This window comes from Variovorax brevis (genome assembly GCF_030317105.1).
Taxonomy (GTDB): domain Bacteria; phylum Pseudomonadota; class Gammaproteobacteria; order Burkholderiales; family Burkholderiaceae_C; genus Variovorax; species Variovorax brevis.
The window spans coordinates 47,810-70,436 of record NZ_JASZYG010000002.1 but is presented as its reverse complement, the minus strand read 5'-3'; the positions used below and the strand labels follow the sequence as shown (position 1 = coordinate 70,436).

Annotated in this window: 20 protein-coding genes; 13 read left to right on the top strand and 7 right to left on the bottom strand. The window is 67.3% G+C overall.

Features of this window, described 5'->3' with window-relative positions; all coding sequences use genetic code 11:
• Nucleotides 1-9: 9 nt before the first annotated feature.
• From QTI66_RS05000 to QTI66_RS04990, 3 genes are all read right to left on the bottom strand, one after another.
• Complete coding sequence (locus tag QTI66_RS05000) at nucleotides 10-1,218, bottom strand: ATP-binding protein (RefSeq protein ID WP_286557881.1); 1,209 nt, start codon at nucleotides 1,216-1,218, stop codon at nucleotides 10-12.
• A gap of 149 nt (nucleotides 1,219-1,367) precedes the next feature.
• Nucleotides 1,368-2,081: a response regulator gene (locus QTI66_RS04995; protein ID WP_286557880.1), complete on the bottom strand. Its 714-nt coding sequence runs from the start codon at nucleotides 2,079-2,081 to the stop codon at nucleotides 1,368-1,370.
• 262 nt (nucleotides 2,082-2,343) lie between these two features.
• Nucleotides 2,344-3,030 carry a GntR family transcriptional regulator gene (locus QTI66_RS04990; RefSeq protein WP_286557879.1) on the bottom strand — a complete coding sequence of 229 codons (687 nt, stop codon included), beginning with the start codon at nucleotides 3,028-3,030 and terminating at the stop codon, nucleotides 2,344-2,346.
• 210 nt (nucleotides 3,031-3,240) lie between these two features.
• Between QTI66_RS04990 and QTI66_RS04985 the strand changes: the two genes are divergently transcribed.
• Genes QTI66_RS04985 through QTI66_RS04970 form a run of 4 tightly spaced genes read left to right on the top strand, consistent with a single transcriptional unit; the run spans nucleotide 3,241 to nucleotide 8,342 of the window.
• Nucleotides 3,241-4,221 (top strand): Bug family tripartite tricarboxylate transporter substrate binding protein, encoded by a 981-nt coding sequence (locus QTI66_RS04985; RefSeq protein WP_286557878.1) that lies wholly within the window; start codon nucleotides 3,241-3,243, stop codon nucleotides 4,219-4,221.
• Between the two features lie 19 nt (nucleotides 4,222-4,240).
• Complete coding sequence (locus QTI66_RS04980; RefSeq protein ID WP_286558997.1) at nucleotides 4,241-5,023, top strand: LamB/YcsF family protein; 783 nt, start codon at nucleotides 4,241-4,243, stop codon at nucleotides 5,021-5,023.
• Entirely contained in the window at nucleotides 5,023-6,609 is a 1,587-nt protein-coding gene (locus tag QTI66_RS04975; RefSeq protein WP_286558995.1) for a 5-oxoprolinase subunit B/C family protein, read from the top strand. The genes QTI66_RS04980 and QTI66_RS04975 overlap by 1 nt, the downstream gene beginning before the upstream one ends.
• A complete protein-coding gene (locus QTI66_RS04970) occupies nucleotides 6,606-8,342 on the top strand; it encodes an acetyl/propionyl/methylcrotonyl-CoA carboxylase subunit alpha (RefSeq protein ID WP_286557877.1) in 1,737 nt (578 codons plus the stop codon). Before QTI66_RS04975 ends, QTI66_RS04970 begins: the two co-directional genes overlap by 4 nt.
• A 228-nt stretch (nucleotides 8,343-8,570) precedes the next feature.
• On the opposite strand, the gene QTI66_RS04965 is transcribed toward QTI66_RS04970, so the two are convergent.
• From QTI66_RS04965 to QTI66_RS04955, 3 genes are read right to left on the bottom strand one after another with little or no spacing between them, the layout of a single operon-like run.
• Nucleotides 8,571-10,211 carry an NAD(P)/FAD-dependent oxidoreductase gene (locus QTI66_RS04965; RefSeq protein ID WP_286557876.1) on the bottom strand — a complete coding sequence of 547 codons (1,641 nt, stop codon included), beginning with the start codon at nucleotides 10,209-10,211 and terminating at the stop codon, nucleotides 8,571-8,573.
• 5 nt (nucleotides 10,212-10,216) lie between these two features.
• Nucleotides 10,217-11,026 (bottom strand): beta-ketoacyl synthase chain length factor, encoded by an 810-nt coding sequence (locus tag QTI66_RS04960; RefSeq protein WP_286557875.1) that lies wholly within the window; start codon nucleotides 11,024-11,026, stop codon nucleotides 10,217-10,219.
• Nucleotides 11,023-12,231, bottom strand: a complete 1,209-nt coding sequence (locus tag QTI66_RS04955) for a beta-ketoacyl-[acyl-carrier-protein] synthase family protein (protein WP_286557874.1) — start codon at nucleotides 12,229-12,231, stop codon at nucleotides 11,023-11,025. Before QTI66_RS04955 ends, QTI66_RS04960 begins: the two co-directional genes overlap by 4 nt.
• Before the next feature lie 204 nt (nucleotides 12,232-12,435).
• Between QTI66_RS04955 and QTI66_RS04950 the strand changes: the two genes are divergently transcribed.
• Nucleotides 12,436-13,539 (top strand): mandelate racemase/muconate lactonizing enzyme family protein, encoded by a 1,104-nt coding sequence (locus tag QTI66_RS04950; RefSeq protein WP_286557873.1) that lies wholly within the window; start codon nucleotides 12,436-12,438, stop codon nucleotides 13,537-13,539.
• Here QTI66_RS04950 and QTI66_RS04945 read toward each other — a convergent pair whose 3' ends face one another.
• Nucleotides 13,540-14,886, bottom strand: coding sequence for an AmpG family muropeptide MFS transporter (locus QTI66_RS04945; protein ID WP_286557872.1), 1,347 nt, complete (start codon nucleotides 14,884-14,886; stop codon nucleotides 13,540-13,542). It abuts the gene before it with no gap.
• A gap of 36 nt (nucleotides 14,887-14,922) precedes the next feature.
• Here QTI66_RS04945 and QTI66_RS04940 point away from each other — a divergent pair, with 36 nt between their 5' ends.
• The 8 genes from QTI66_RS04940 to QTI66_RS04905 all read left to right on the top strand — a co-directional run bounded on the left by QTI66_RS04940 (nucleotide 14,923) and on the right by QTI66_RS04905 (nucleotide 22,624).
• The gene (locus tag QTI66_RS04940; protein ID WP_444814947.1) at nucleotides 14,923-15,756 is read left to right on the top strand and encodes a M48 family metallopeptidase; all 834 of its coding nucleotides are present in this window, start codon (nucleotides 14,923-14,925) and stop codon (nucleotides 15,754-15,756) included.
• Between the two features lie 4 nt (nucleotides 15,757-15,760).
• Entirely contained in the window at nucleotides 15,761-16,309 is a 549-nt protein-coding gene (locus QTI66_RS04935; RefSeq protein WP_286557870.1) for a cysteine hydrolase family protein, read from the top strand.
• Nucleotides 16,310-16,396: 87 nt separating this feature from the next.
• A complete protein-coding gene (gene atzF, locus QTI66_RS04930; protein WP_286558994.1) occupies nucleotides 16,397-18,109 on the top strand; it encodes an allophanate hydrolase in 1,713 nt (570 codons plus the stop codon).
• A gap of 43 nt (nucleotides 18,110-18,152) precedes the next feature.
• Complete coding sequence (locus QTI66_RS04925; protein WP_286557869.1) at nucleotides 18,153-19,160, top strand: ABC transporter substrate-binding protein; 1,008 nt, start codon at nucleotides 18,153-18,155, stop codon at nucleotides 19,158-19,160.
• A gap of 4 nt (nucleotides 19,161-19,164) precedes the next feature.
• Complete coding sequence (locus QTI66_RS04920; RefSeq protein ID WP_286557868.1) at nucleotides 19,165-19,998, top strand: ABC transporter permease; 834 nt, start codon at nucleotides 19,165-19,167, stop codon at nucleotides 19,996-19,998.
• A 51-nt stretch (nucleotides 19,999-20,049) separates the two neighbouring features.
• Nucleotides 20,050-20,883: an ABC transporter ATP-binding protein gene (locus QTI66_RS04915; RefSeq protein ID WP_286557866.1), complete on the top strand. Its 834-nt coding sequence runs from the start codon at nucleotides 20,050-20,052 to the stop codon at nucleotides 20,881-20,883.
• 21 nt (nucleotides 20,884-20,904) lie between these two features.
• Nucleotides 20,905-21,111 (top strand): DUF4089 domain-containing protein, encoded by a 207-nt coding sequence (locus tag QTI66_RS04910; RefSeq protein WP_286557865.1) that lies wholly within the window; start codon nucleotides 20,905-20,907, stop codon nucleotides 21,109-21,111.
• Between the two features lie 55 nt (nucleotides 21,112-21,166).
• Nucleotides 21,167-22,624, top strand: coding sequence for an AtzE family amidohydrolase (locus QTI66_RS04905; protein WP_286557864.1), 1,458 nt, complete (start codon nucleotides 21,167-21,169; stop codon nucleotides 22,622-22,624).
• Nucleotides 22,625-22,627 lie beyond the last annotated feature (3 nt).

Sequence of the window (22,627 nt, the reverse complement as noted above, 5' to 3'; positions counted from 1 at the left end):
AGAAAAGACTCAACGGGGGAGCGTGATCACGAAACTGGCACCGCCACCCGATCGGCCTTCACAGCGCACCGAGCCGCCGTGGCGCTCCGCGATCGACTTCACCAGCGCCAACCCCAAGCCCACGCCGCCTTCGCGCTCGCTCGCGCCCGGCAGGCGATAGAAAGGCTCGAAGATGCGCTCACGCAGGGCCGGCGGTACGCCGGGCCCTCGGTCGTTCACGTACACCTTGGCCTGTCGCCCGTCCGCCACCAGCTCGAGACTGACGTCGCCCGCCCCATATCGGCGCGCGTTTTCCAGCAGGTTGCGAATGGCACGGCGCAACAGGCGGGGCACGCCGCGCACCGTCAGCGCATTGGCGTCGGTGCCTTCCGCCACTTCCAGTTCGGCCTCGGTGCGCGAGCACTCCTCGGCCGCCAGCCCCATCAGCTCGACGCTTTCAATGGTGCCCATGTCGGCCTCGCGCGCGTCCAGCCGGCTGGCCAACAGGATTTCGTCGATCAGCTGGTCCAGCTCGGCGATGTTCCGCGAGATCTCTGTGCGCGTGATGGAACTCGGATGCTCGCCCATCAACTCCAACGCCATGCGGATGCGCGTCAGCGGCGAGCGCAGTTCGTGCGACGCGTTGGCCAGCAGCGACTTGTGCGAGCGCACCAGCGTCTCGACGCGCCCGGCCGCCAGGTTGAAGCGCTTGGAGAGGTCGGCCACTTCGTCCTGCCCGGCTTCGGGCACGCGCGCCGACAAGTCGCCGTCGCCCCAGCGCTGCACGCCGCGCTGCAGGAATTCCAGGCGCTTGGTCAGGCGCCGCACGATGGGGTAGACGCCCAGCGCCACGGCCACGCCCACCAGCGCAATCATCCAGATGAAGCCAAAGGGCGTGCGCCACGCTGGCGGCGGTGGACGCCTGCCGTCGTCGCCCGTCATCTCTTCGCGGCGCATCATCTGCAGCGTGAGCTTGCGTCCGTCGGACAGCGAGACGTCGAACTCCAGCCGCTGGCTCGTCGGCACGCGCACCGCCTGCCCCTTGCCGATCACGCGATCCTGGTCGTCCAGCACGACCACGCCGCGCGGCACGCTGGCAATGCGGTCGCGCTCGTTTTCCACGGCGATGCGCATCAGCCAGCTGGCGGCCATCGTCAGCACGATCACCCCGCCGACCACCGCCAGCCAGATGCGTACATAGAGGTGCCTGGAATAAAGGTTGATCATTGCTTGGCCCATCAAAAGTCCGCTATCGCGGCGCCGCCGGCAGGCTATCTTTTTCAAGCCCCACACCACGGAACCGGCTTCGCCGGGCCGCAGGTGAGGTCTCCCCCTCGGGGGGTGGAGTTGCAGGAGCGAAGCGAGTGAAAAGCCGGGGGGCCGTCATTTCAGTCTTGTTGTTTCGCGAAAACGTACCCGACGCCGCGCACCGTCAGGATCCGCTTGGGGTTCTTGGCATCCGCCTCGATGGCGGCGCGGATGCGGCCCATGTGCACGTCGATGGAACGGTCGAAGGCTTCCAGCTCGCGTCCGCGCACGGCTTCCATGATTTGATCGCGCGTGAGCACGCGGCCCGCGCGTTCGGCCATCGCCACCAGCAGGTCGAACTGGTAGGACGTGAGGTCCGCCGGCGTGGTGCCGACGTTGACCGTGCGCGCGTTGCGGTCGATTTCCAGCGAACCGAAGCGCATGACGGAGGCGGCCGGCGTCTCGCTGCCCCCATCGCCCCGGCGGCGCAGCACCGCGCGGATGCGCGCCAGCAGCTCGCGCGGCTCGAAGGGCTTGGGCAGGTAGTCGTCAGCCCCGATCTCCAGGCCGATGATGCGGTCCATGGGGTCGCCCTTGGCCGTCAGCATCAGCACCGACACCTTGGCAAGCGGGCCGGGCAGCGCGCGGATGCGGCGGCAGACCTCCAGGCCGTCCATGTCGGGCAGCATCAAATCGAGAATGACGAGGTCAGGCGTGCTTTCCTGCAGCTTCGTCAGGCCCGTGCCACCGTCCGATGCGTGGGTGAATGCCATGCCGGACTGCGTGAGGTATTCGCCGACCATCTGCGCCAGGCGCGTGTCGTCTTCGATCATCAATAGTTGAGGTGTACTCATGCCGCAAATCCTGCGCCGAGCCCGCCAAGGGGGCTTGAACGGTTCGTAAAGTTGGGTAAATCCGCGTCGGTGATGGTACGGCGGGCCGGCTGCGGCGGTAGGGAGACTCTGATCAAGTTCCCGCGAGACCGCGCGCCTCGGCGCGGGATGGGATGCAAGGCGCAAACCACAGCCATAGCCAAAGCTATGGCGAGGATTTGCAACGCCGCAGACCGCCCGAGCCGAGGATGCGCGGTCCGCGGGGGACTTGATCAGAGTCTCCTTAGCCCTCCCAGCCAGCCTCCGAAATGTGCCGCGCATAGACCGCCAGCACGATGCGCTCGGAATGCACCAGGTACTCGTTGAGCGCCGCCGCGGCATCGGCGAAGTTGCCGGCCTCGGCCAGTTCGAGGATCTTGACGTTCATCTCGACATAAGGCGCGTGCAGGAACTCGGCGTCCCGCAAAAAGCCGAAGGCCAGGCGCAGTTCGGCCAGCACCGGGGCGAACAGCTGGTTGAGCCGTTCGCTGTCGGCCAGCTCGACGATGGCCATGTGAAAAGCCATGTTGGCCGTGCCCACGCCGACCCAGTCGGCGCTCTCGCGGCAGCGCAGCTGCGTTTCCACCGCCTCGCGCATCTTCTTCTTGGCCGGGTGGCGCGGGTAGGCCTGCGACAAGGCTTGGCACTCGATCAGCCGGCGCACCCGGTAGATGTCGATGATCGACGCGATGCTCGGAATGGCCACGAACACGCCGCGATTCGGCGCGTGCTTCACCAGGCCGTCCTTGGTGAGCATGCGGAACACCTCACGCAGCGTGTTGCGGGAAATGCCAAGGCTCTCGCTCAGGGCCTGCTCCGACAGGCGCTGGCCGGGCAGGAACTCTCCCTGCGTGATCTTCTGGCGCACCTGCTCGGCCATGCGTTCGCTCAGCGTCCGGGCGGCGGGGGAGGGGGTGTCTGTCGAGGTCATTGGTTGAGGTTTGTAACAGATCCTGAGCACATCAGCCACTGGATTGTTCAACAGTTCTCGGGTATTCACCTGGAAATAAGCCGCCAAAAAGTATTTCATTTTCTCTGGATTGTTGAACAATACAGTTAGTTTGAATCAACCAACTGTTCCGATGGTTGAGCCATTCGCCCTGTTGACTGTCACACCACCCAAGCCCACTGGAGTCCTCCGATGCCAATTTCTTCCTTGCGTGTTCTCGCCGCCGCAGCGGTACTGTCCGTCGTCGCTGCCCAGCCGGCCTGGTCGGCCGACTATCCGAACAAGCCGGTCAAGATCGTCGTGCCCTACGCGGCGGGCGGCTCCACCGACACGCTGGCGCGCGTCGTCGCGGAGCGCCTTGGCAAGCGCTTCGGGCAGGCGGTGGTGGTCGACAACAAGCCCGGTGCCAGCGAGCAGATCGCCATCACCAGCGTCACCAAGGCCGCGCCGGACGGCTACACGCTCCTGATTTCCACGCTGAGTGGCTTGGCGGTCAACCCGGGGCTGTATGGCGCACGCATTCAATACAACCCGCAAAAGGACCTCGCGCCCATCGTGCTGGCGGCCACCGTGCCCAGCGTGGTGGTCGTGCATCCGTCGGTGCCGGTCAAGAACATGAAGGAACTGGGCGCCTACCTCAAGAGCAAGCCGGGCGAAGTCAGCTACGGCTCGGCCGGCGCCGGCACCCCCAGCCACTTGGGCATGGAGTACTACAAGAAGGAAAACGGCTTCGATCCGGTGCATGTTCCCTACAAGGGCGGCGCCCCGGCGCTCAACGAGCTGATGGGCGGCCAGGTGCAGATGATGATGGCGCTCGTGCCCGAGGCCATGCCCATGGTCAAGAGCGGTCGCATGCGCGCACTGGCGGTGACGACCACCAAACGCCTGCCCGCTTACCCCGACCTGCCGACCGTGGCGGAGTCCGGCGGCAAGGACTTCGACATGACCTTCTGGTACGCCTTCATGGCGCCGGCCGGCACGCCCCCGGAAATCATCGCCAAGTTGAACGAGGCCATCAACGGCATCCTGGCCGAGAAGGACGTCCGCGCCCGGCTCGACGAAATGAGCCTGGACGTGGTGGGCGGCGCGCCAACCAAGGTCACCGAGCTGATCAAGAGCGACTCGGCCAAGTGGAAGAAGGTGATCGACGAAGCCGGCATCAAGGTCGACTGAGTCCACTCACCACAAGCCAATCAACATGGACCTCAACAGCGACCTCGGCGAAAGTCTGGGTGCCTGGCGCATGGGCGACGACGACGCCATGCTGGGCATTGTGAGCAGTGCCAACGTGGCCTGCGGTTTTCATGCGGGCGACGCCGCCGGCATCCTGCAAACCTTGCGCCGTGCGGCCGAACGTGGTGTGGTGGTCGGCGCGCACGTGTCGTACCCCGACCTGGCAGGTTTCGGTCGCCGCAACATGGACGTGGCCAGCGCCGACCTGGTGGCCGACGTGATCTACCAGATCGGTGCGCTCAAGGGGCTGGCCGCGGCCGCGGGCACCACGGTGCGCTACGTCAAGCCGCACGGTGCGCTCTACAACACCATCGCCCACGACGAGCGCCAAGCGCGCGACGTGATCGCGGCGATCCTTGCGATCGATGCCAGCCTGTGCCTTGTCGGGCTGGCCGGCTCGCCGCTGCTGGGCTGGGCGCAGGCCAGTGGCTTGCGCACCGTGGCCGAAGCCTTTGCCGACCGCGCCTACACGCCGCAAGGCACGCTGGTGTCTCGGCGCGAGAAGGGTGCCGTGCTGCACGACCCGCAAGAAGTGGCGGCGCGCATGCTGCGCCTGGCGACTGACGGCGTGGTCACGGCGATCGATGGCAGCACGGTGCGCATCGCCGCTGATTCGATCTGCGTGCATGGCGACAGCCCCGGCGCGGTCGAGATGGCGCGTGAAGTGCGTGCGTTGCTCGAACGCTCGGGCGTCACCGTGAAGTCCTTTGTCGATTCGGCACCCATGGAGGCGCGTCAGTGATGCGCTTCCTGCCGGTCAATCTCGACGCCTTGCTGGTCGAGCTCGACGACCTGCCGCAGACCTTGGCGCTGCTGGCTTCGCTGCAGGCCGAGCCCATCCGCGGCATCGAGGAACTGGTGCCCGCGGCGCGCACGCTGCTGGTTCGCTATCGGCCTTCGGCGGTGTCGCATGCGGCGCTGGTCGAGCGCATCAGCACGCGCAGCCTCACGACACGGGTCGAGCGTGCGGCCACGTTGATCGAGATCCCCGTCGATTACAGCGGCGAAGACCTCGACGAGGTCGCTCAGATGCTGGGCATTTCGCGCGAGGAGGTCATCCGTCGCCACACCGGCGGCGAGTACACCGTCGCCTTCACCGGCTTCGCACCGGGCTTTGCCTACCTGAGCGGGGGCGACCCGATTCTGAACGTGCCGCGCCGCACCACGCCGCGCACGCGCATCCCGGCCGGCGCCGTGGGGCTGGCGGGGCCTTTCAGCGGGGTCTATCCGCAGGCCAGCCCGGGCGGGTGGCAGATCATCGGCGTGACCGAACTTCCGATGTGGGATCTGGGGCGCGAGGTGCCGGCCTTGTTGCAGCCGGGCTTCAGGGTGCGCTTTGTCGACATGACCGGTCGGGCTTCGATGCCGTCGCCCGCGTCCGCGAGCAAGCCCGCTGAAGCACCCATCGCCATCGTGGAACCCCAAGGCGCCGCGCTGGAGATCCGCAGCACCGGCTTGCAGGCGCTGTTTCAGGACACGGGCCGCCACGGCCAAGCCGGGCAGGGCGTGTCCGCGTCAGGCGCAATGGACCAGGGCGCATTGCGCGCGGCCAACCGCCTGGTGGGCAACGCGAGCGATGCGGCCTGCGTGGAGATCGTCTACGGCGGCTTCCAACTCGTGTGCCGCGGTGAGGCCGTCGTGGCTTTCACGGGTGCCGACGCGCCCATCGACATCAGTTCGGCCAGCGGTGGGTGCTGGTCTGCGCCCGGCTACGAAGCCATCGCGCTGTCCGACGGCGACAGCCTCGTGCTCGGCCAGCCACGCGCCGGCATGCGCTCCTACCTCGCGGTGCGCGGCGGCTTCGCCATCGCGTCGGTGCTCGGCAGCCGTTCGACCGACACGCTGGCCCGCGTCGGCCCCGCGCCCATCGCAGCCGGTGACGTGCTCCCCATTCGTCCGGTGGCGCGCAGCGCCATTGTGGCCCTGCACGAGCAACCACCCGCCGGCCTGCCCACGTCCGGGCAGACCATCACGCTCGACGTGGTGATGGGCCCGCGCACCGACTGGTTCACGCCCGAGTCCGTAGCACTGCTGGCCAGTCAGGCGTGGAAGGTCACGCCGCAGTCCAACCGCGTCGGCCTGCGACTGGCCGGCGACCAGCCCCTGGCGCGCGCCAACCCGGCCGAACTGCCGAGCGAAGGCACGGTCCTCGGCGCCTTGCAGGTGCCGCCCAGCGGCCAACCCGTGCTGTTCATGGCCGACCACCCGCTCACCGGCGGCTACCCGGTGATCGGCGCCGTCGCCCCCTACCACCTCGACCGCGCGGGGCAGATCCCCATTGGCGCCAGCGTGCGCTTCAACCCCATCCACCCTTTCGGTACCCCATGAAAAAAGTCCTGATTGCCAACCGCGGCGAGATTGCCGTGCGCATCGTGCGCGCCTGCGCCGACTACGGCGTGAAGTCGGTCGCCGTGTATGCCGATGCCGACCTCGACGCCTTGCACGCCCGCATGGCCGACGAGGCCTATGGCCTGGACGGCCAGCGACCGGCCGACACCTACCTGAACATCGACAAGCTGCTGACCGTGGCCGCGCGCAGCGGCGCGGACGCGGTGCATCCGGGCTACGGCTTCCTGTCGGAAAACGCGGGCTTTGCGCGCGCCGTCATCGCCGCCGGCCTGCGCTGGATCGGCCCGCCGCCCGAGGCCATCGACGCGCTGGGCGACAAGGTGCAGGCGCGCAAGATCGCGCTGGAAGTCGGCGCACCGCTGGTCGCGGGCACGCCTGGACCGGTGGACAACGCGCAGCAAGTCGTCGCCTTCGCCGAAAAGCACGGCCTGCCGATTGCCATCAAGGCCGCTTTCGGTGGCGGCGGGCGCGGCCTCAAGGTGGCCTGGCGCATGGACGAAGTGGCCGACCTCTACGAATCGGCGGTGCGCGAGGCCGTTACCGCTTTCGGCCGCGGCGAGTGCTTCGTCGAGCAGTTTCTCGACCGGCCGCGTCACATCGAGGCGCAGGTGATCGCCGACACGCACGGCCATGTGGTCGTGCTCGGCACGCGCGACTGCTCGCTGCAGCGGCGCAACCAGAAACTGGTCGAAGAGGCGCCCGCGCCCTTCCTGACCGACGAGCAGCGCGCACGCATCCACGGCTCGGCGCGCGACATCTGCGCGCGTGCCGGCTATGTCGGCGCCGGTACGGTGGAGTTCCTGCTGAGCCCTTCCGGGACCATCTCCTTCCTCGAAGTCAACACGCGCCTGCAGGTCGAACACCCGGTGACCGAGGAAACCTCCGGCGTCGACCTGGTGGTGGAACAACTGCGCGTGGCCGACGGCCTGCCGCTGTCGATCACCGACACGCCCGTGCCGCGCGGCCACGCCTTCGAGTTCCGCATCAACGCCGAGGACGTGGGCCGCGGATTCCTGCCCACGCCCGGACCGGTGCGCGTGTTCGAGGCGCCTTCCGGCCCCGGCGTGCGCGTGGACACCGGCGTGCTGTCGGGCTCCACGGTGCCCGGCACCTTCGACTCGCTGATGGCCAAGCTCATCGTCACCGGCGCCACGCGCGCCCAGGCCATCGCGCGTGCGCGGCGCGCGCTCAAGGAATTCCGCATCGAGGGCGTGGCCTCGGTGCTGCCTTTTCATCGCGCAGTGATGGCGCACGAAGACTTCACGTCGGCCGACCCCTTCAAGGTGCACACGCGCTGGATCGAGACCGACTTCGCCAACACCCTGGCCGCCGCCGTGCGCAGCGAGCCGCCCGTGTCGGATGCGGCCCTGGTGCGCACCGCCGTCGAGATCGACGGGCGCCGCATGGCGCTGGGGCTGCCGGCTGAACTGCTGCGCGGCCTGGCCGTCGCGGGCGGCGCGTCATCGTCGGCCGCGGATGCGTCGGCAACGGTGGCCGCAGACCCCGCATCGGTCGCCGCGCCAATCGCCGGCACTTTGCAGTCGTGGAAAGTGGCCGACGGCGACACCGTCGCCCAAGGCGACCTCATCGCCACGATGGAAGCCATGAAGATGGAGATGCAGGTGACCGCCCATCGCGCAGGGCGCATTTCGCTCAAGGCGGAGCAAGGTGCGTACGTGTCGGCCGGGTCGCCGGTCGCCGAGATCCAGTGAGATGAAATTGCCCGACGCTCGCGGCGTTCGGCGTTCGGTTCCTGGCAGGGGCGTGATCCTGTTGCGCAGCGGTTGATCCACCCGCACGACGCGGCGTGTCCCGGGCTGAGGGCATCGGGTGCTCCGCGCAGCGAAATCAAGGAGGAGCCGAAGGCGGGGGACATTCGCGGAGGGGAGTACCCGATGGCCTCGGCCCGCGCCCCTGCTTCATGGTGCCCCTGCTCCCTGCTACGGCGGTTCGGCAAAAAGCATGTCGCCCGCCACACCGCGCGAAGGCACGCCAGAAAGCTCTTCAGCCAACAGGCCCTGCAGCGTGCTGGCGCCAAGATCGGGGTGTTCGCGATGCGCGCGCGTGATCGACTCCTGCGCCAACTGCCGCAACTGCGCCACCGAAAGCCGGATGCGTTCGCAAAAAGCCGCGTCATCCATTCGGTCGTTCAGGCTGCGATTGAGCTCCGCGAACCATGGCAAGGACGCATGGTCCAGCATCGCCGCACGGTTGCGCCGCACGCTCACGGCGGACCACGCGCGCAGGAAGTCCTGCATCGCAACGTTCAACTGCTGCGCGTGCTGCAACTCCTCGCGCAGGCTGCCGAGCAGCGCCACATCGGTCAGCCGTTCCTGGAAAAAGATCTGCGCGAGCACGCCCCAGTAGTAGGTGTAGTCCCAGATCACCTTCACCGGCAGCACCTGCGGGTCGCCAAAGATCGGGTACTGGTCGCGGTACAGCGCGAGCGTGCTCTCGTAGAACGAGTGGTAGAGCTGGTCGTACACCTGCGCCCGGCCCTGGAAGCGCTCGCCGGCCAAGTCGCGCGCAATGAGGTCGGTGATGAAGGTGTTGCCAATCGCAATGAAGTCGCTGCCCGGCGAATAGAAAGGGTCCAGGAACAGGCCCGCTTCGCCAGTCAACGCCCACCGCGCATTCGAAGAGGAGAACACCTGCTTGCAGCCGTAGGAAAACTTGCGAAAGAAGGCAAAGTCCTGCAGCAGGTGACGCCGGCTGTCCAGTTCGTCGTACAGGCGCGGCTGAAAGCGCTGCAGCCAGTCCATCGCCTTGTCGAAGGTGTTCATGGACGCGAGCGAATGCGTCGCCGGGTCGGCCACGATGCCCACCGAATGCGAACCGGAGGCCAGTGGAATCAGCCACACCCAGTAGCCCTCGCCCACCAGATGGTTCGTGGAAAGCCAGCGCGCCTGCGGATTGCAGCGGGCTTGCCACGCGGGGTCCGTGGACCAGTCGTCCATGCGGATCGGTTCGCTGATGCGAAACCAAACGGCATTGACCTCGTGCGTATTCGCCTCGGCCAGGCCCAGCTTGCGCTTGAAGAGGCCGGCGCGGCCGCTGGCGTCGATGAGCCATCGCGCCGTCGCCGCGTGCTCTTCGCCCGCTGCGCGCCACGTGACGCGATGCGGCCGCGCCGCGCCGTCCGCCAGTTCGATGCGCTGCACCGTGGCGCCATCGACAAAGCGCACGCCCTGCCGGGCGGCTTCCTCTCCAAGGAAGTTCTCGAAGATGCCGCGGTCGATCTGGTAGCTCGGCACCGACAGGAAGCGGCTCGCGCCGATCTCCAGCACCTGCTCAATGTCGCGCCGCCCTTCGCTGAAGAAAAACCGGAAGCCGAACTTGCGCAGCTGGGCGTTGCGCATGTGTTCGCCCAGCCCCAGCACGGTGTCGAAATAGTGCGCGCCGATCTCCACCGACGATTCGCCCACCTTGTGCGCCGCGAGCGGCACCGGGTGCGACTTGCGTTCCAGCACCAGCACGTCCAGTTCCGGAAAGCGCTGGCGCAGTTGCAGCGCCAGCGTCAGCCCTGCCAGCCCCCCACCCATGATCACGACGTTTCGCGGCGAGGTGGTGGTGGCGTTCAATGGCGTCAACCGGTGGGGAGTAGTCGGATCTGCAGGGCCAGCCGGCCCGATCGTTGCAGTGGCAGCTGCAAGGTTTGGGAGTCTTCACGCGCCAATGCCTCGAAGACGGGCAGCGCATCAGCCATCGCGTTGCCGGCCAGCGCGCGCGCTGCGGCGGAATGCAGGGCGGGCGTTGGCGCGGCGTCACTCACCAGCGACCACTCCAGTGCAGCCACCGTGTTCGCGGTGCGCTCCGGCGCAATCACCATCGCAGCAGCCAGCATGCCTTCGCTTCGGGTGATGCTGGCCAGCGCGCCCACCGCCGCCACATCGAACGCGGCCAACAGCACGGCGCTCGCGTCGGCCGCGCATTGCGTGGCAGCCTCCAGCAGCGCGACCGCAAAGCTCTGCTCGAAGGCGCACACCGAATTGCTGGCCGCCATGCAGCCGGTACCGATGGTCCAGTAGCCGACGGCCGCGTTGTGCACCGAGTTGTGGAACTTGGTGGGCGAGAGTTGCGTGGGGTGCGTGACCAGCGTGCTGCTCATGTAGTCGTTGATGGCCAGGTCGCCGTGCGACGACGCGAACACGCAAGGCAGGTCGACCGCCTGGCGACCCGACGCGGTGACCGCAGCCAGGGCCACTTCGAGCGCAATGGCGACGGAGTCCGGCGCGCGTCGGCGCTCGGCCGGTGCCAGCACCTGTGGCGCCGGTCGCTTGGCAGGCGGATCGACCGGCGCGCCCTCGCCGCGGAAAGCCGCACGTGCGACGTCCCAGCCGGGCAGGGTGGGCGCCCACAGGGCAGGGCCTTCGATGTAGAGGGTCGGCGTCGTCATGCGGCGACTCCCTTGCCGAAGATCAGCGCGCAGTTGTTGCCGCCGAATCCGAAGGAATTGCTCAGCGCAAGCCGCACGTCGCCGCGCGCCGCATCCAGGCGGATCTGCGGGCCGCAGGCGGCATCCAGCGTGTTGCTGTTCACCGTGCCCGGCATGAGGCCAGTTTCCAGCGCGAGCAGGCTGACGACCGCCTCGACGATGCCTGCCGCACCCAGCGTGTGTCCGGTGAAGCCCTTGGTGGAACTGGCGTGCGTGCGCGCCGGAAACCGTCGCGTCACCAGGGCGCCTTCCACTTCGTCGTTCTTGCTGCTGGCCGTGCCGTGCAGGTTGATGTAGTCGATGGCGTCGGCGGCGATGCCGGCGCGCTCCAGCGCGTCATCCAGCGCGTGCTCGGCGCCCAAGCCGTCCGGATGCGGCGTGGACATGTGGTGCGCGTCGCTCGCCTCGCCGTAGCCGAGCAGCAGCAGTGCGTCATCGGCCGGCGCGCCTTCCGCGCGTTCGAGCAGGGCGAAACCCGCGGCTTCGCCCAGGCTGATGCCGTTGCGATCGGCGTCGAAGGGCCGGCACGGTTGCGGCGACACCAGTTCCAGCGAGTTGAAGCCGAACAGCACGCTGCCGCAGAGCGTGTCCACGCCGCCGACCACGGCCGCATCCACGAGGCCGAGCCGGATCAGGCGCTCGGCCGAGGCAAAGGCCTTGGCGCTGGAAGAGCAGGCGGTGGAAATGGTCTCGCAAGGCCCTTCGAGCCCCAGCGCTTCCTGCACGAACATCGCGAGCGAATGGGGCGTGTGGACCAGTGGGCGACGCTGTTCGGGCGGAAAGCCGCCTTCGCTGTCCAGTTGCGCATAGGCCGCCTCGGTTTCGCCGATGCTCGATGTCGAGGTGCCCAGGATCAGGGCCACGCGCGAAGCGCCGTAACGCTGGCGCGCGGCGGCCACGGCGTCGAGGAACCCATCCGCCTGCAGGCCCAGCCAAGCCAGCCGGTTGTTGCGGCAGTCCCACTTCTGGAGGTCTGGCGGCAGTGAAAGGCTTTCGATGCCGTCGACGCGCCCGATCCACGTGGTCAAGGGAGTGGGGCCGAAGTCGTTGGCGCGCAGGCCGCTACGGCCGTTTTCAAGGGCGGAATGAAGAGCAAGCTTGCCGGCGCCGACCGCCGTGGTGGCGGTATGGGCGCTGACAAGAAGGGGCGGGATCCTGGAGGGCACGACGATGAGCGGAGAAATGGGAAGGCAGGCCAGTGCGGCGACGGTCTCAAAGACTACCAGTTCGCGCGCGTACCGAGCGTGGGTGTTTTCCGACAGGCGAGCATCGGGTTGTGCCGGGGGGAAACCGGGTGTTCACGAATCCGCTTGCCCTGTAACGTACAGAACCATCGCAGGGCATCCGCCCGCACCAGAAAGAAGAAATCCATGGCCAGAATCGTTTCCGTCGAAGTGCTCAAGGTCGACCTCAAGCCCAAGGTCGTCCGCACCGACGCCGTCCAGAGCTTCGAATGCCAGGAGACGCCCATGGTGCGCATCCGCGACGAAGACGGCGTGGTCGGCACCGGCTACAGCTACACCATCGGGACCGGCGGGACGTCGGTCATCCACCTGATCGACGACCACCTGGCGCCGATGCTCATCGGCCGCGAGGCAGCAGAGGTCGAGAAGATCTGGCGCGACATGTTCTATCGCGTGCACGCCACCACCGTCGGCGCGATCACCTCGATTGCCATGGCGGCCATCGACACGGCGCTGTGGGACCTGCGCGCGCGCAAGGCCAACCTGCCATTGCACATCGTCGCGGGCGGCGCCAAGAGCAGCATTCCGCTCTACTACACCGAAGGCGGCTGGCTGCACATCGAGCAGGCGCAACTGGTGGAGGAAGCCTTGAAGGCCAAGGAAGCCGGCTTCGGCGGCACCAAGCTCAAGGTGGGCAAGCCGCATGTGGGCGAAGACGTGCGCCGCATCGCCGCCGTGCGCGAGGCCGTGGGCAACGACTGGGATGTGATGACCGACGCGAACCAGGGCCTGACGCTGGACGAGGCCATCCGCCGCGCCCGCTGCTTCGAGCCCTTCGACATCGCCTGGTTCGAGGAACCCATCCACGCCGACGACGTGCTGGCGCACCAGCGCCTGTGCGCATCGACGACGGTGCCGATCGCGGTTGGCGAGTCGATGTACAGCCTCTCGCAGTTCAAGGACTACCTGCAAAGCGGCGCCTGCTCCATCGTGCAGGTCGACGTGGGACGCATCGGCGGCATCACGCCGTGGCTCAAGGTGGCGCACATGGCCGAGGCCTTCAACGTGCCGGTGTGCCCGCACTTCCTGATGGAGATCCACGTGGCGCTGTGCTGCGCGGTGCCCAACAGTCGCTGGCTGGAGTTCATTCCGCAACTGGATCTTGTGACGCACACCGGCATGCGTGTGGAGAAGGGGCAGGCGTTTGCGTCGGGCGAGCCGGGCTTGGGTATTGAATGGGATTGGGACAAGCTGAAGCACCACGCGGTGCATCGCAAACTCCACAACTAACTAACCCTTGGTGCCCGCCTTCATCGACCGGCTCGCCAACGCCACCAGCACCAGCACCGGCAGTCCCAGCAGGGCGGTGCTGGTGAAAAAGCTGCTGTAGCCGTAGAGGTCCACGAACACGCCCGAGTAGCCGGCGATGAACTTGGGCAGCAGCAGCATCATCGAGCTGAACAGCGCGTACTGCGTGGCCGAGTAGTTGACGTTGGTCAGGCTCGACAGATAGCCGATGAAGGCCGCCGAGGCGATGCCGCCTGCGAGGTTGTCGGCCGACACCACCGCGACCAGCGCGTGCAGGTTGTGGCCGAATCCCGCCAGCCAGGCAAAGAGCAGGTTGCTCGCCGCGCTGAGCACAGCGCCCAGCATCAGGATGCGCATCACGCCAAAGCGCACCGAGAGCACGCCCCCAATGAAGGCGCCCACCAGCGTCATGACCACACCGAAGATCTTGCTCACCGTGGCCACTTCGTCCTTGGTGTAGCCCATGTCCACGTAGAACGGGTTGGCCATGATGCCCATCACCACGTCGCTGATGCGGTAGATGGCGATGAGCGAAAGGATGAGCGCCGCCTGCCAGCGGTAGCGGCGGATGAAGTCCGCAAAGGGCTCGATGAGCACGTCGCGCAGCCATTCGGCCACGTTGCGCGGCGTGGGCAACTGGCGCCGGATGGGCTCGGGCGAAAGCAGCACGGTGAGCACGCCCACCGCCATCGACGCGGCCATGGCGAGGTAGGCGGCCTTCCACGCGCCGTTCTGGTAGCCCGTGGCGCCGGCCACTTCGGCCCAGGCCGCAATCCACAGCACGCCGGCGCCGGCCCAGATCATCGCGATGCGGTAGCCGGTCTGGTAGGCCGCGGCCAGTGCGGGCTGCTTCACCGTTTCGGCCGATTCGATGCGAAACGCGTCGAGCGCGATGTCCTGCGTGGCCGAACCAAAGGCGACGAACAGCGCGCAGAAAATGAGCGGTTGCAGCCCCGCACGCGGGTCGTTGAAGGCCATGCCCACCAACCCCGCAATAACCATCGCCTGCGCAAAGAGCAGCCAGGCGCGCCGGCGGCCGAGTACGGTCGTGAGCGGCGGCAGCGGCAGCCGGTCGACCAGCGGCGCCCAGACCCACTTGAACCCATAAGCCAGCCCCACCCAGCTCAGGTAGCCGATGGTGGTGCGATCGATGCCCGCTTCGCGCAGGCGAAAGCTCAGCGTGCCCAGCACCAGCAGCAGCGGCAGTCCCGCGGAAAAGCCCAGGGCCAGCATCCGCAGCGTGGCGGGTTCCAGGTACACGGCGAGCGCGTCGTGCCAGGGGCGGGTTTTGGCGGGGGTGATGGGCTCGTCGAGCGAAGGTTGCGACATGCAGGCGTCAGGTTGGCTTGTCTTTATTATTCCCGCATGTGCAATTCGTGCGATTCACCCTCCCTTGCAATGCGTGCCCGGCGCGCATTCCTTCTGGCCGCCGCGGGCGGCGTGGCGGCGCCCGCGCTGGCGCAGGTCGACGTGGGCGAGTCGTCGATGGCGCGCAGCATCGTTCCCGCTGAAAGCGTCGAAAAGGCCGGCGAGCAGCAATACGCGCAGTTGATGGCGCAGGCCAAGTCTAAAGGCGCGCTGGCCGGCGACGGCAACGCGCAGCTCAAGCGTTTGCGCGCCATCGCGGCGCGCCTCATTCCCTTCGCGGCCCAATGGAATCCGCGCGCTTCGCAGTGGAAATGGGAAGTGAACCTGATCGGCAGCAAGCAGGTCAACGCCTTCTGCGTCCCGGGCGGCAAGATTGCTTTCTACAGCGGCATCCTCGACCAGTTGCAGCTCACCGACGACGAGGTGGCGATGGTCATGGGCCACGAAATGGCGCACGCGTTGCGCGAGCATGCCCGGGAGCAACTGGCCAAGCGGGCCGGCACCGGCATGGCGCTGTCGCTGGGAGCGCAATTGCTGGGGCTGGGACAGGTCGGCGACTTGGCGGCGCGTGGCGCCACGCAGTTGTTGTCACTCCAGTTCAGCCGCAGCGACGAAACCGATGCGGATCTGGTGGGGCTGGAGATGGGGGCACGGGCGGGTTTCGATCCGAGGGCCTCGGTCGCGTTGTGGCAGAAGATGGCCAAGGTTTCGAAGGACTCTGGCGGCTTGAGCTTCTTGTCGACGCACCCGAGCGGCAGTGACCGCATCAAGATCCTGCAGGCCAACGTGCCGAAGGTCGAAGGGCTGTACCGGGCGGCGGCGAAGAAGTGACGCGATGAAAACCGCCGTCCTCGTGATCGACGTCCAGCAGGGCCTTTGCGAAGGCGAGGGTGCGGCCTTCGATTGCGAAGGCACGATGGCCCGCATCAATCGCGTCACCCGTAAGGCCCGGCAGGCCGGCGCGCCGGTGATCTTCGTCCAGCACGAATCCACGACCGGCTATCTCGTCCATGGGTCGCCCGACTGGCAGCTTGCCAAAGGACTGGAAGTCGAACCCGCGGACCTCAAGGTGCGCGAGACAACGCCGGACGCGTTCCTTCGAACCGATCTGGAAGCGATCCTGAAAAGCCGCGACATCGCGCAGGTCGTGGTGTGCGGCATGCACTCGGAGTTTTGCGTCGACACGACCGCGCGCCGTGCGCTGTCGCTCGGCTACCCGGTGCTGCTCGTGGCGGACGCGCATACCTCGGCGGGCAACGCCGCCATCACGGCGCAGCAGGTCATTGCGCACCACAACGCCACGCTCACCAACATCAGCAGCTTCGGGCCACGCGCAGTGGCCGTGTCGAGCAACGACCTGAAGTTCACCGCCGAACCGGCCTGACGCGCGACATCGAAGGTGCAGAAGATGGCTTGGCCATCTGGCACATTGTTTGCATCGCATCTTGTACACAAGACAGGATGCTTGACGATGGTGCATGTGGTGGTGGATTCGAAAGCGGGCCCGTTGGCCGCATCGGCGTGGATCGAGCGCTTCGATTTGCCCCTGCGCGAGGCGGGCGCTTCGCCTGACGGCGCGCTTTCGGGGCTGAGCTTTGCCGCCAAGGACAACATCGACGTCGCCGGCGTGCCCACCACCGCGGCCTGCCCGGCCTTTGCCCATACGCCCGAGGCACACGCCCATGTGGTGCAGCGCCTGCTCGCCGCCGGTGCAGCGCTCGCCGGCAAGACCAATCTGGACCAGTTCGCCTGCGGCCTGAACGGCACCCGTTCGCCCTACGGTGCCGTGCCCAACGCTTTCGATGCGCGCTACGTCTCGGGCGGCTCCAGTTCGGGCTCGGCTTACGTGGTGGCGACCGGACAAGTGGACTTTGCGTTGGGCACCGACACGGCCGGCTCCGGGCGCGTGCCGGCCGGCCTCAACAACATCGTCGGCATCAAGCCCTCAAAGGGATTGCTCAGTGCGCGCGGCGTGGTGCCGGCGGCGCAGAGCGTCGACTGCGTGTCGATCTTTGCGCGTACGGTGGACATGGCGACGCGCGTGCTGCTGGCGGCCATCGAGTTCGACGCGAAGGATCCGTATGCGCGTGCGCTCACGCTCACGCGTACGCCTTTTCCTGCGCAATTCCGTTTTGGCGTTCCCGCGCAGCTCGCCTTCTTTGGCGACGACGCGGCGAAGACGGCATTCGACGACGCCATCGCGCGACTCGAATCGCTTGGTGGCCGGCGCGTCGACATCGACTACGCGCCGCTGGCGCAGGCGGCCGACCTGCTCTACGACAGCGCGCTGGTCTCCGAGCGCTACGCCGCCGTTCGCGGATTCTTCGACGACTACGAAGCCGAAGTCATGGAGCCGGTGCGCGGCATCCTCGCGCGCGGACGCCGCTACAGCGCCGCCGACTATGCGGACGCACTCACGCAACTGCGCGCCCTCGCACAGCGCGCCGCGCCGATGTGGCGCGACATCGACGTGCTGCTGCTGCCCACGGCCCCCACGCACTACACGATCGAAGAGATGCTGGCCGATCCGGTCGTGCTCAACCGCAACCTCGGCGCGTACACGAACTTCGTCAACCTGCTGGACTACGCCGCGATCGCGGTGCCCGCCAGCATGCGCCCGGACGGTTTGCCCTTTGGCATCACGCTGGTCGGGCCGTGCGCAAGCGACCTGCAACTGGCGGATCTGGGCCAGCGCTTTCATCACTCGACGGGCCTGACGCTTGGCGCCACCGGCGAGCGGATGCCGGCGCCCGTCGCCATTCCCGGCGTTGCCAAACCCGCAACCGTGAAAGTGGCTGTGGTCGGCGCCCATCTCTCGGGCATGCCGCTCAACTGGCAGCTCACCGAGCGCGGTGCCACCTTGCTGGAGAAGACGCACACGACGCCGCAATACCGCCTCTACGCCCTGCCCGGCACCGTGCCGCCCAAGCCCGGCCTGGTGCGTGCGCCGCAAGGCCATGGCGCATCCATTGCCGTCGAGGTGTGGGAGATGCCGGTGGCGCACTACGGCAGCTTCGTCGCGTTGATTCCCGCGCCGCTGGGCATCGGCACGCTGGTGCTGGCCGACGGCAGCAGCGTGCAGGGCTTTGCCTGCGAATCGCTGGCCACGGAAGGGGCCAGCGACATCACGCACCTGGGCGGCTGGCGCAAGTACATCGAATCGCGCCAGTCCAACGCAGCATGAATCGCCCCGAATTCCTTTGTTCTTTGCCTGGCAGGACCCGCCCATGAAATCACGCGCTCCCACTTCAACGACTTCGCATCAACGCAGGCAACTGTTGCAAGCGGGCGCGGCGGGCATGGCCGCACTCGCGGCGCCGGCGTTCGTGCGCGCGCAGTCCAGTTCGAAGGTGCGCATCGGCTACTGGCCCATTGCCGCCGGCCTGCCGTTCTACGCCGCGGTGGAGCAGGGCTTCTTCAAGGCCGCTGGCGTCGATGTGGAAGTGCAGCGCTACGCAGCCGCGCAGCAGATCATGGAAGCCATGCTCGCCGACCGCTGCGACGGCAGCGCCAACGGCACCGGCTCGGCCAACATCGCCATCGGCGAGATTGCCGCACCGGGCTCCTTCAAGATCTTCTGCTCCAACCCGAGCAACCAGAAGAACGTGCTCGACGAAATGCTGGTGCCCATCGGCAGCACGGCCAAGGTCATGGCCGACCTGAAGGGCAAGCGCGTGGCTTCCGGTCCCGGCATCCAGAACGTGACGCTGGCCAAGACGGTGCTCGAACGCGGCGGCGCGACCGGCGCCACGGTGGTCGAACTTCCCATCGGCCAGCACGTCGCGTCATTGGCGGCCGGGCAGGTCGATGGCTGCTACACGCTGGAGCCCACCGGCACCATCGGCCGGCTGAGCAACAGCACGCGCGTGCTCGAAACCGGCGTCATCGCCAAGTACATTTTGGGCGATCCGATGGCGCCGTGGTTCGGCGGCTCGGCCTCGCTGACCTCGGCCTTCATCAAGAAGAACCCGGAGGTGGCGAAGAAGTTCATTACGGCCTACGGCCAGGGCGTGACCTACGTGCGCACCAAGGGCACGGAAGCGCGCCAGTACCTCAAGGGCTACACGGCCATCGAGGGCGCGCTCACCAATGAGGTGCCGATGGCGGCATACACCATGTACAACGAGTTCACGCCCGGGGACATCGCGCACTTCCAGAAGTTCTTCGACCTGTTCTCGGAGAAGGGCATCTTCTCGTCGCGCCTCATGGTCGACTCCATGCTCTACAAGGCCTGAGGCCATGGCCGACCCCGCTCCTTCCGCCACGGCGCCTTGGGCGCCTCCCGCCGGCGCTGGCGCTCCTTCGGCGCCGCCGCGGCCCTCGCGCTGGCTCAAGGCCTTGCCTTTCATCGGCCCCGTCGTGCTCTTCGTCGTGTGGGACGTGGCGGTGCGCTTCGGCTTCATCAAGGCCATCTTGCTGCCGCTGCCAGCCGACACCGTCGCGACGCTCCTCACCGGGCTGGCCGGAGGTTCGCTGCTGGGGGACTTTGCGGTCACGGTGTGGCGCACCATCCAGGCCTTCCTGATCGCGGCCGTGGTGGGTGTGCCACTGGGTGTGTTGTTGGGCAGCACCGAAAAGGCCTATCGCAGCGTCGAGTTCCTGATCGACTTCTTTCGCTCCACGCCATCGTCAGCGCTCATTCCGCTGTTCCTGATGATCTTCGGCGTTTCCGACGTCAACAAGATCGCCATCGCCGCCTTCGGCGCGATGCTGATCGTGGTCTTCAACAGCGCCTACGGCGTGATGAACGCGCGCAAGCAGCGGGTGATGGCCGCCAAGGTCATGGGCGCATCGCGCTGGCAGATCTTTCGTGACGTGCTGGTGTGGGAAAGCCTTCAGCCCAGCTTCGTCGGCCTGCGCTCCGCCGTGTCGATGGCGCTGGTGATCGTGATCGTGGCCGAGATGTTCATCGGCTCGGACACGGGCCTGGGCCACCGCATCATCAACTCGCAGCAGGTGATGAACGTGAAGGACATGTATGCCTCCATCCTCGCGGCCGGCGCCCTGGGCTACGCGTTGAACGTTCTCTTCTTGCTGGCCGAGCGCCGCATCGTGCACTGGAGTGGAAGATGAACAAGCCCCACCCCGCGCAAACGCAATGCAGACCACTGACGGAGGAACATCATGCGCGCCACCACTGACGTCGTGATCGGTGGCCCGGTGTACGCCGATGTGCCCCGGCCCGCCTTCACGCCCGGCCCGTCCGGCACGCACATCACCATCCGCGGCCTGACCAAGTACTTTGCCGGCTGGCCGCTGTACGAGAACTTCGACCTCGACATTCCCAAGGGCCGCATCGTGTCGGTGTTCGGCCCCAACGGTTGCGGCAAGTCGACGCTGATCAACATGATTGCGGGGCTGATTCCCATCGACTCGGGCGAGATCCTGTTCGACGGCAAGTCGCTCAAGGACACCAAGATCGGCTACGTGTTCCAGAACTACCGCGAGGCGATGTTCCCGTGGATGCGCACCATCGACAACATCGCCTATCCGCTCAAGCTGGAAGGGCGAAGCAAGGCGCAGGTGGACCGGCGCATGGAAGAGCTGGTCGCTTCCTTCGACGTGAAGTTCGACCTCAAGCGCTATCCGTACGAACTCTCCGGCGGGCAGCAGCAGACGGCATCGATCATGCGCGCGCTGGCACCGGAGCCCGAGGTGCTTTTTCTCGACGAACCCTTCTCCGCGCTCGACTTCGAGATGACGCTTTTCATCCGCGAGAAGCTGCAGGAAGTGTTCATGCAGACGGGCACCACGATGCTGCTGGTCTCGCACGATCTGGAAGAGGCGGTGTACCTCGCCGACCAGGTGCTGTTGCTCACCAAGCGGCCCACGCGCGTGGCCGAGATCCTGCCGTACGGCGATGCGCGACCACGCACCGTCGACACGCTCAGCGAGCAGAGCTTCGTGCAGACCAAGAAGCGCAGCCTCGAGATTTTCCAGCGCGAAGTGCGCCGATAGATCCACTCCACACGCTTGATCATGTCGCCTGAACAGCTTGAAGCCTTTGTCGATGCCAGCGCCAACGCGCTGGACCTGCGCCTGCGGCCCGAACATCGTGCCGGCGTGCTGCGCTACTTTGCGCTCGCCGCCGACATGGCCGCGCTGGTGGACGCCGTGCCGCTGGATGCGCATGTCGAGCCTGCGATGACTTTCACGCCGGTCTCGCCGCGGAGAGTGCAGGCATGACGTGCCGCGAAGCCCCCAACGCGAATGCCGCGGCACGCAACGCGGAGCTTGCGGGATGAGCGGCGTCACAGACCTGCTGCGCAAGGACGGCAGCGCGATGGCCGAAGCAGTGCGCAACGGCACCGTCAGCGTGACCGCGCTCGCGCTGGCCAGCTTCGCATGCATCGACGCAACGGACGACCGCGTCAACGCCTTCACGGACATCACGCGCGAGCGGGCCCTCAAGCGTGCCGCCGCGCTCGATGCGCAACTGGCCTCCGCGCAACGAGAGCAGCTTCGCAAGCTGCCGCTCCTCGGCGTTCCTTTCGCCGTCAAGAACCTCTTCGACATCGACGGCCTCACGACGCTCGCCGGCTCGAAGATCGAGCGCGACACGCCGCCCGCCACGTCCGATGCGGCACTGGTCACGCGGCTCGAAGCCGCGGGCGCCGTGCTGGTGGGCGCGCTCAACATGGACGAGTACGCCTACGGCTTCACAACCGAGAACAGCCACGAAGGCCCCGCGCGGAATCCGCACGACCTCTCCCGGATTGCGGGCGGATCGTCGGGTGGCTCGGGCGCAGCGATCGCGGCAGGGCAAGTGCCCCTCACGCTGGGCTCCGACACCAACGGATCGATTCGCGTGCCCTCATCGCTGTGCGGCGTGTTCGGGCTGAAGCCTACTTTCGGCCGCTTGCCGCGCAGCGGCAGCTACCCCTTCGTGTCGAGCCTCGACCATCTCGGCCCCTTCGCGCGTTCGGCGCGCGACCTGGCGCTGGCGTATGACGCGATGCAGGGGCCGGAGACCGGCAAGCACCGCGACCCCGGCTGCGCCCAGCGCGAAGTGCAATCGGTCACGCCCCTGCTGGGCAGGGGCACGCAGGGCCTGCGCATCGGCGTGCTCGGCGGCTACTTCCGCGAACGCGCGCAAGCCCAGGCGCTCGCGGCGGTCGACCGCGTGGCCGATGCACTGGGCGCCACCGAATCGGTCGAACTGCCAATGGTGCAGGCGGGCAGGGCGGCTGCGTTCCTCATCACGAATTCCGAAGGCGCCGCGCTGCATTTGCACGACCTGCGCACGCGGCCGCAGGACTTCGAGCCGCTTTCGCGCGACCGCTTCCTGGCCGGCACGCTGTTGCCTGCCGCGTGGATCGCGCGTGCGCAGCGCGTTCGGCGCCTGTACGCCGAAGCCGTGGCGCGCGTGTTCGAGCACTTCGACATCCTGCTCGCGGCGGCCACGCCATGCCCCGCGACGCCCATTGGCGCCGAGTGGTTCGAGATCAACGGCCAGCGCCTGCCGGTGCGCCCCAACATGGGCGTGCTCACGCAACCCATCTCGTGCATCGGCTTGCCGGTGGTGGCCGTGCCCGTGTGGGGCAGCGCCCAGGCGCCTTCGGCCCTGCCCATCGGCGTGCAGGTGATCGCCGCGCCGTGGCGCGAAGACCTCGCGCTGCGGGTGGCTGCCGCGCTCGAAGCGGCCGGCGTGGTGCATTCGCCGGTGGCCGAACTGCCCGGGGCGACGGTCACGATCTGAGGG

Excerpts from the sequence above, each read along its gene's own strand:
- QTI66_RS05000 (WP_286557881.1), bottom strand. The coding sequence starts at position 1,218 with ATGGGCCAAGCAATGATCAACCTTTATTCCAGGCACCTCTATGTACGC.
- QTI66_RS04995 (WP_286557880.1), bottom strand. The coding sequence starts at position 2,081 with ATGAGTACACCTCAACTATTGATGATCGAAGACGACACGCGCCTGGCG.
- QTI66_RS04990 (WP_286557879.1), bottom strand. The coding sequence starts at position 3,030 with ATGACCTCGACAGACACCCCCTCCCCCGCCGCCCGGACGCTGAGCGAA.
- QTI66_RS04985 (WP_286557878.1), top strand. The coding sequence starts at position 3,241 with ATGCCAATTTCTTCCTTGCGTGTTCTCGCCGCCGCAGCGGTACTGTCC.
- QTI66_RS04975 (WP_286558995.1), top strand. The coding sequence starts at position 5,023 with ATGCGCTTCCTGCCGGTCAATCTCGACGCCTTGCTGGTCGAGCTCGAC.
- QTI66_RS04970 (WP_286557877.1), top strand. The coding sequence starts at position 6,606 with ATGAAAAAAGTCCTGATTGCCAACCGCGGCGAGATTGCCGTGCGCATC.
- QTI66_RS04960 (WP_286557875.1), bottom strand. The coding sequence starts at position 11,026 with ATGACGACGCCGACCCTCTACATCGAAGGCCCTGCCCTGTGGGCGCCC.
- QTI66_RS04950 (WP_286557873.1), top strand. The coding sequence starts at position 12,436 with ATGGCCAGAATCGTTTCCGTCGAAGTGCTCAAGGTCGACCTCAAGCCC.
- QTI66_RS04945 (WP_286557872.1), bottom strand. The coding sequence starts at position 14,886 with ATGTCGCAACCTTCGCTCGACGAGCCCATCACCCCCGCCAAAACCCGC.
- QTI66_RS04940 (WP_444814947.1), top strand. The coding sequence starts at position 14,923 with ATGTGCAATTCGTGCGATTCACCCTCCCTTGCAATGCGTGCCCGGCGC.
- QTI66_RS04935 (WP_286557870.1), top strand. The coding sequence starts at position 15,761 with ATGAAAACCGCCGTCCTCGTGATCGACGTCCAGCAGGGCCTTTGCGAA.
- atzF (WP_286558994.1), top strand. The coding sequence starts at position 16,397 with ATGGTGCATGTGGTGGTGGATTCGAAAGCGGGCCCGTTGGCCGCATCG.
- QTI66_RS04925 (WP_286557869.1), top strand. The coding sequence starts at position 18,153 with ATGAAATCACGCGCTCCCACTTCAACGACTTCGCATCAACGCAGGCAA.
- QTI66_RS04920 (WP_286557868.1), top strand. The coding sequence starts at position 19,165 with ATGGCCGACCCCGCTCCTTCCGCCACGGCGCCTTGGGCGCCTCCCGCC.
- QTI66_RS04915 (WP_286557866.1), top strand. The coding sequence starts at position 20,050 with ATGCGCGCCACCACTGACGTCGTGATCGGTGGCCCGGTGTACGCCGAT.
- QTI66_RS04910 (WP_286557865.1), top strand. The coding sequence starts at position 20,905 with ATGTCGCCTGAACAGCTTGAAGCCTTTGTCGATGCCAGCGCCAACGCG.
- QTI66_RS04905 (WP_286557864.1), top strand. The coding sequence starts at position 21,167 with ATGAGCGGCGTCACAGACCTGCTGCGCAAGGACGGCAGCGCGATGGCC.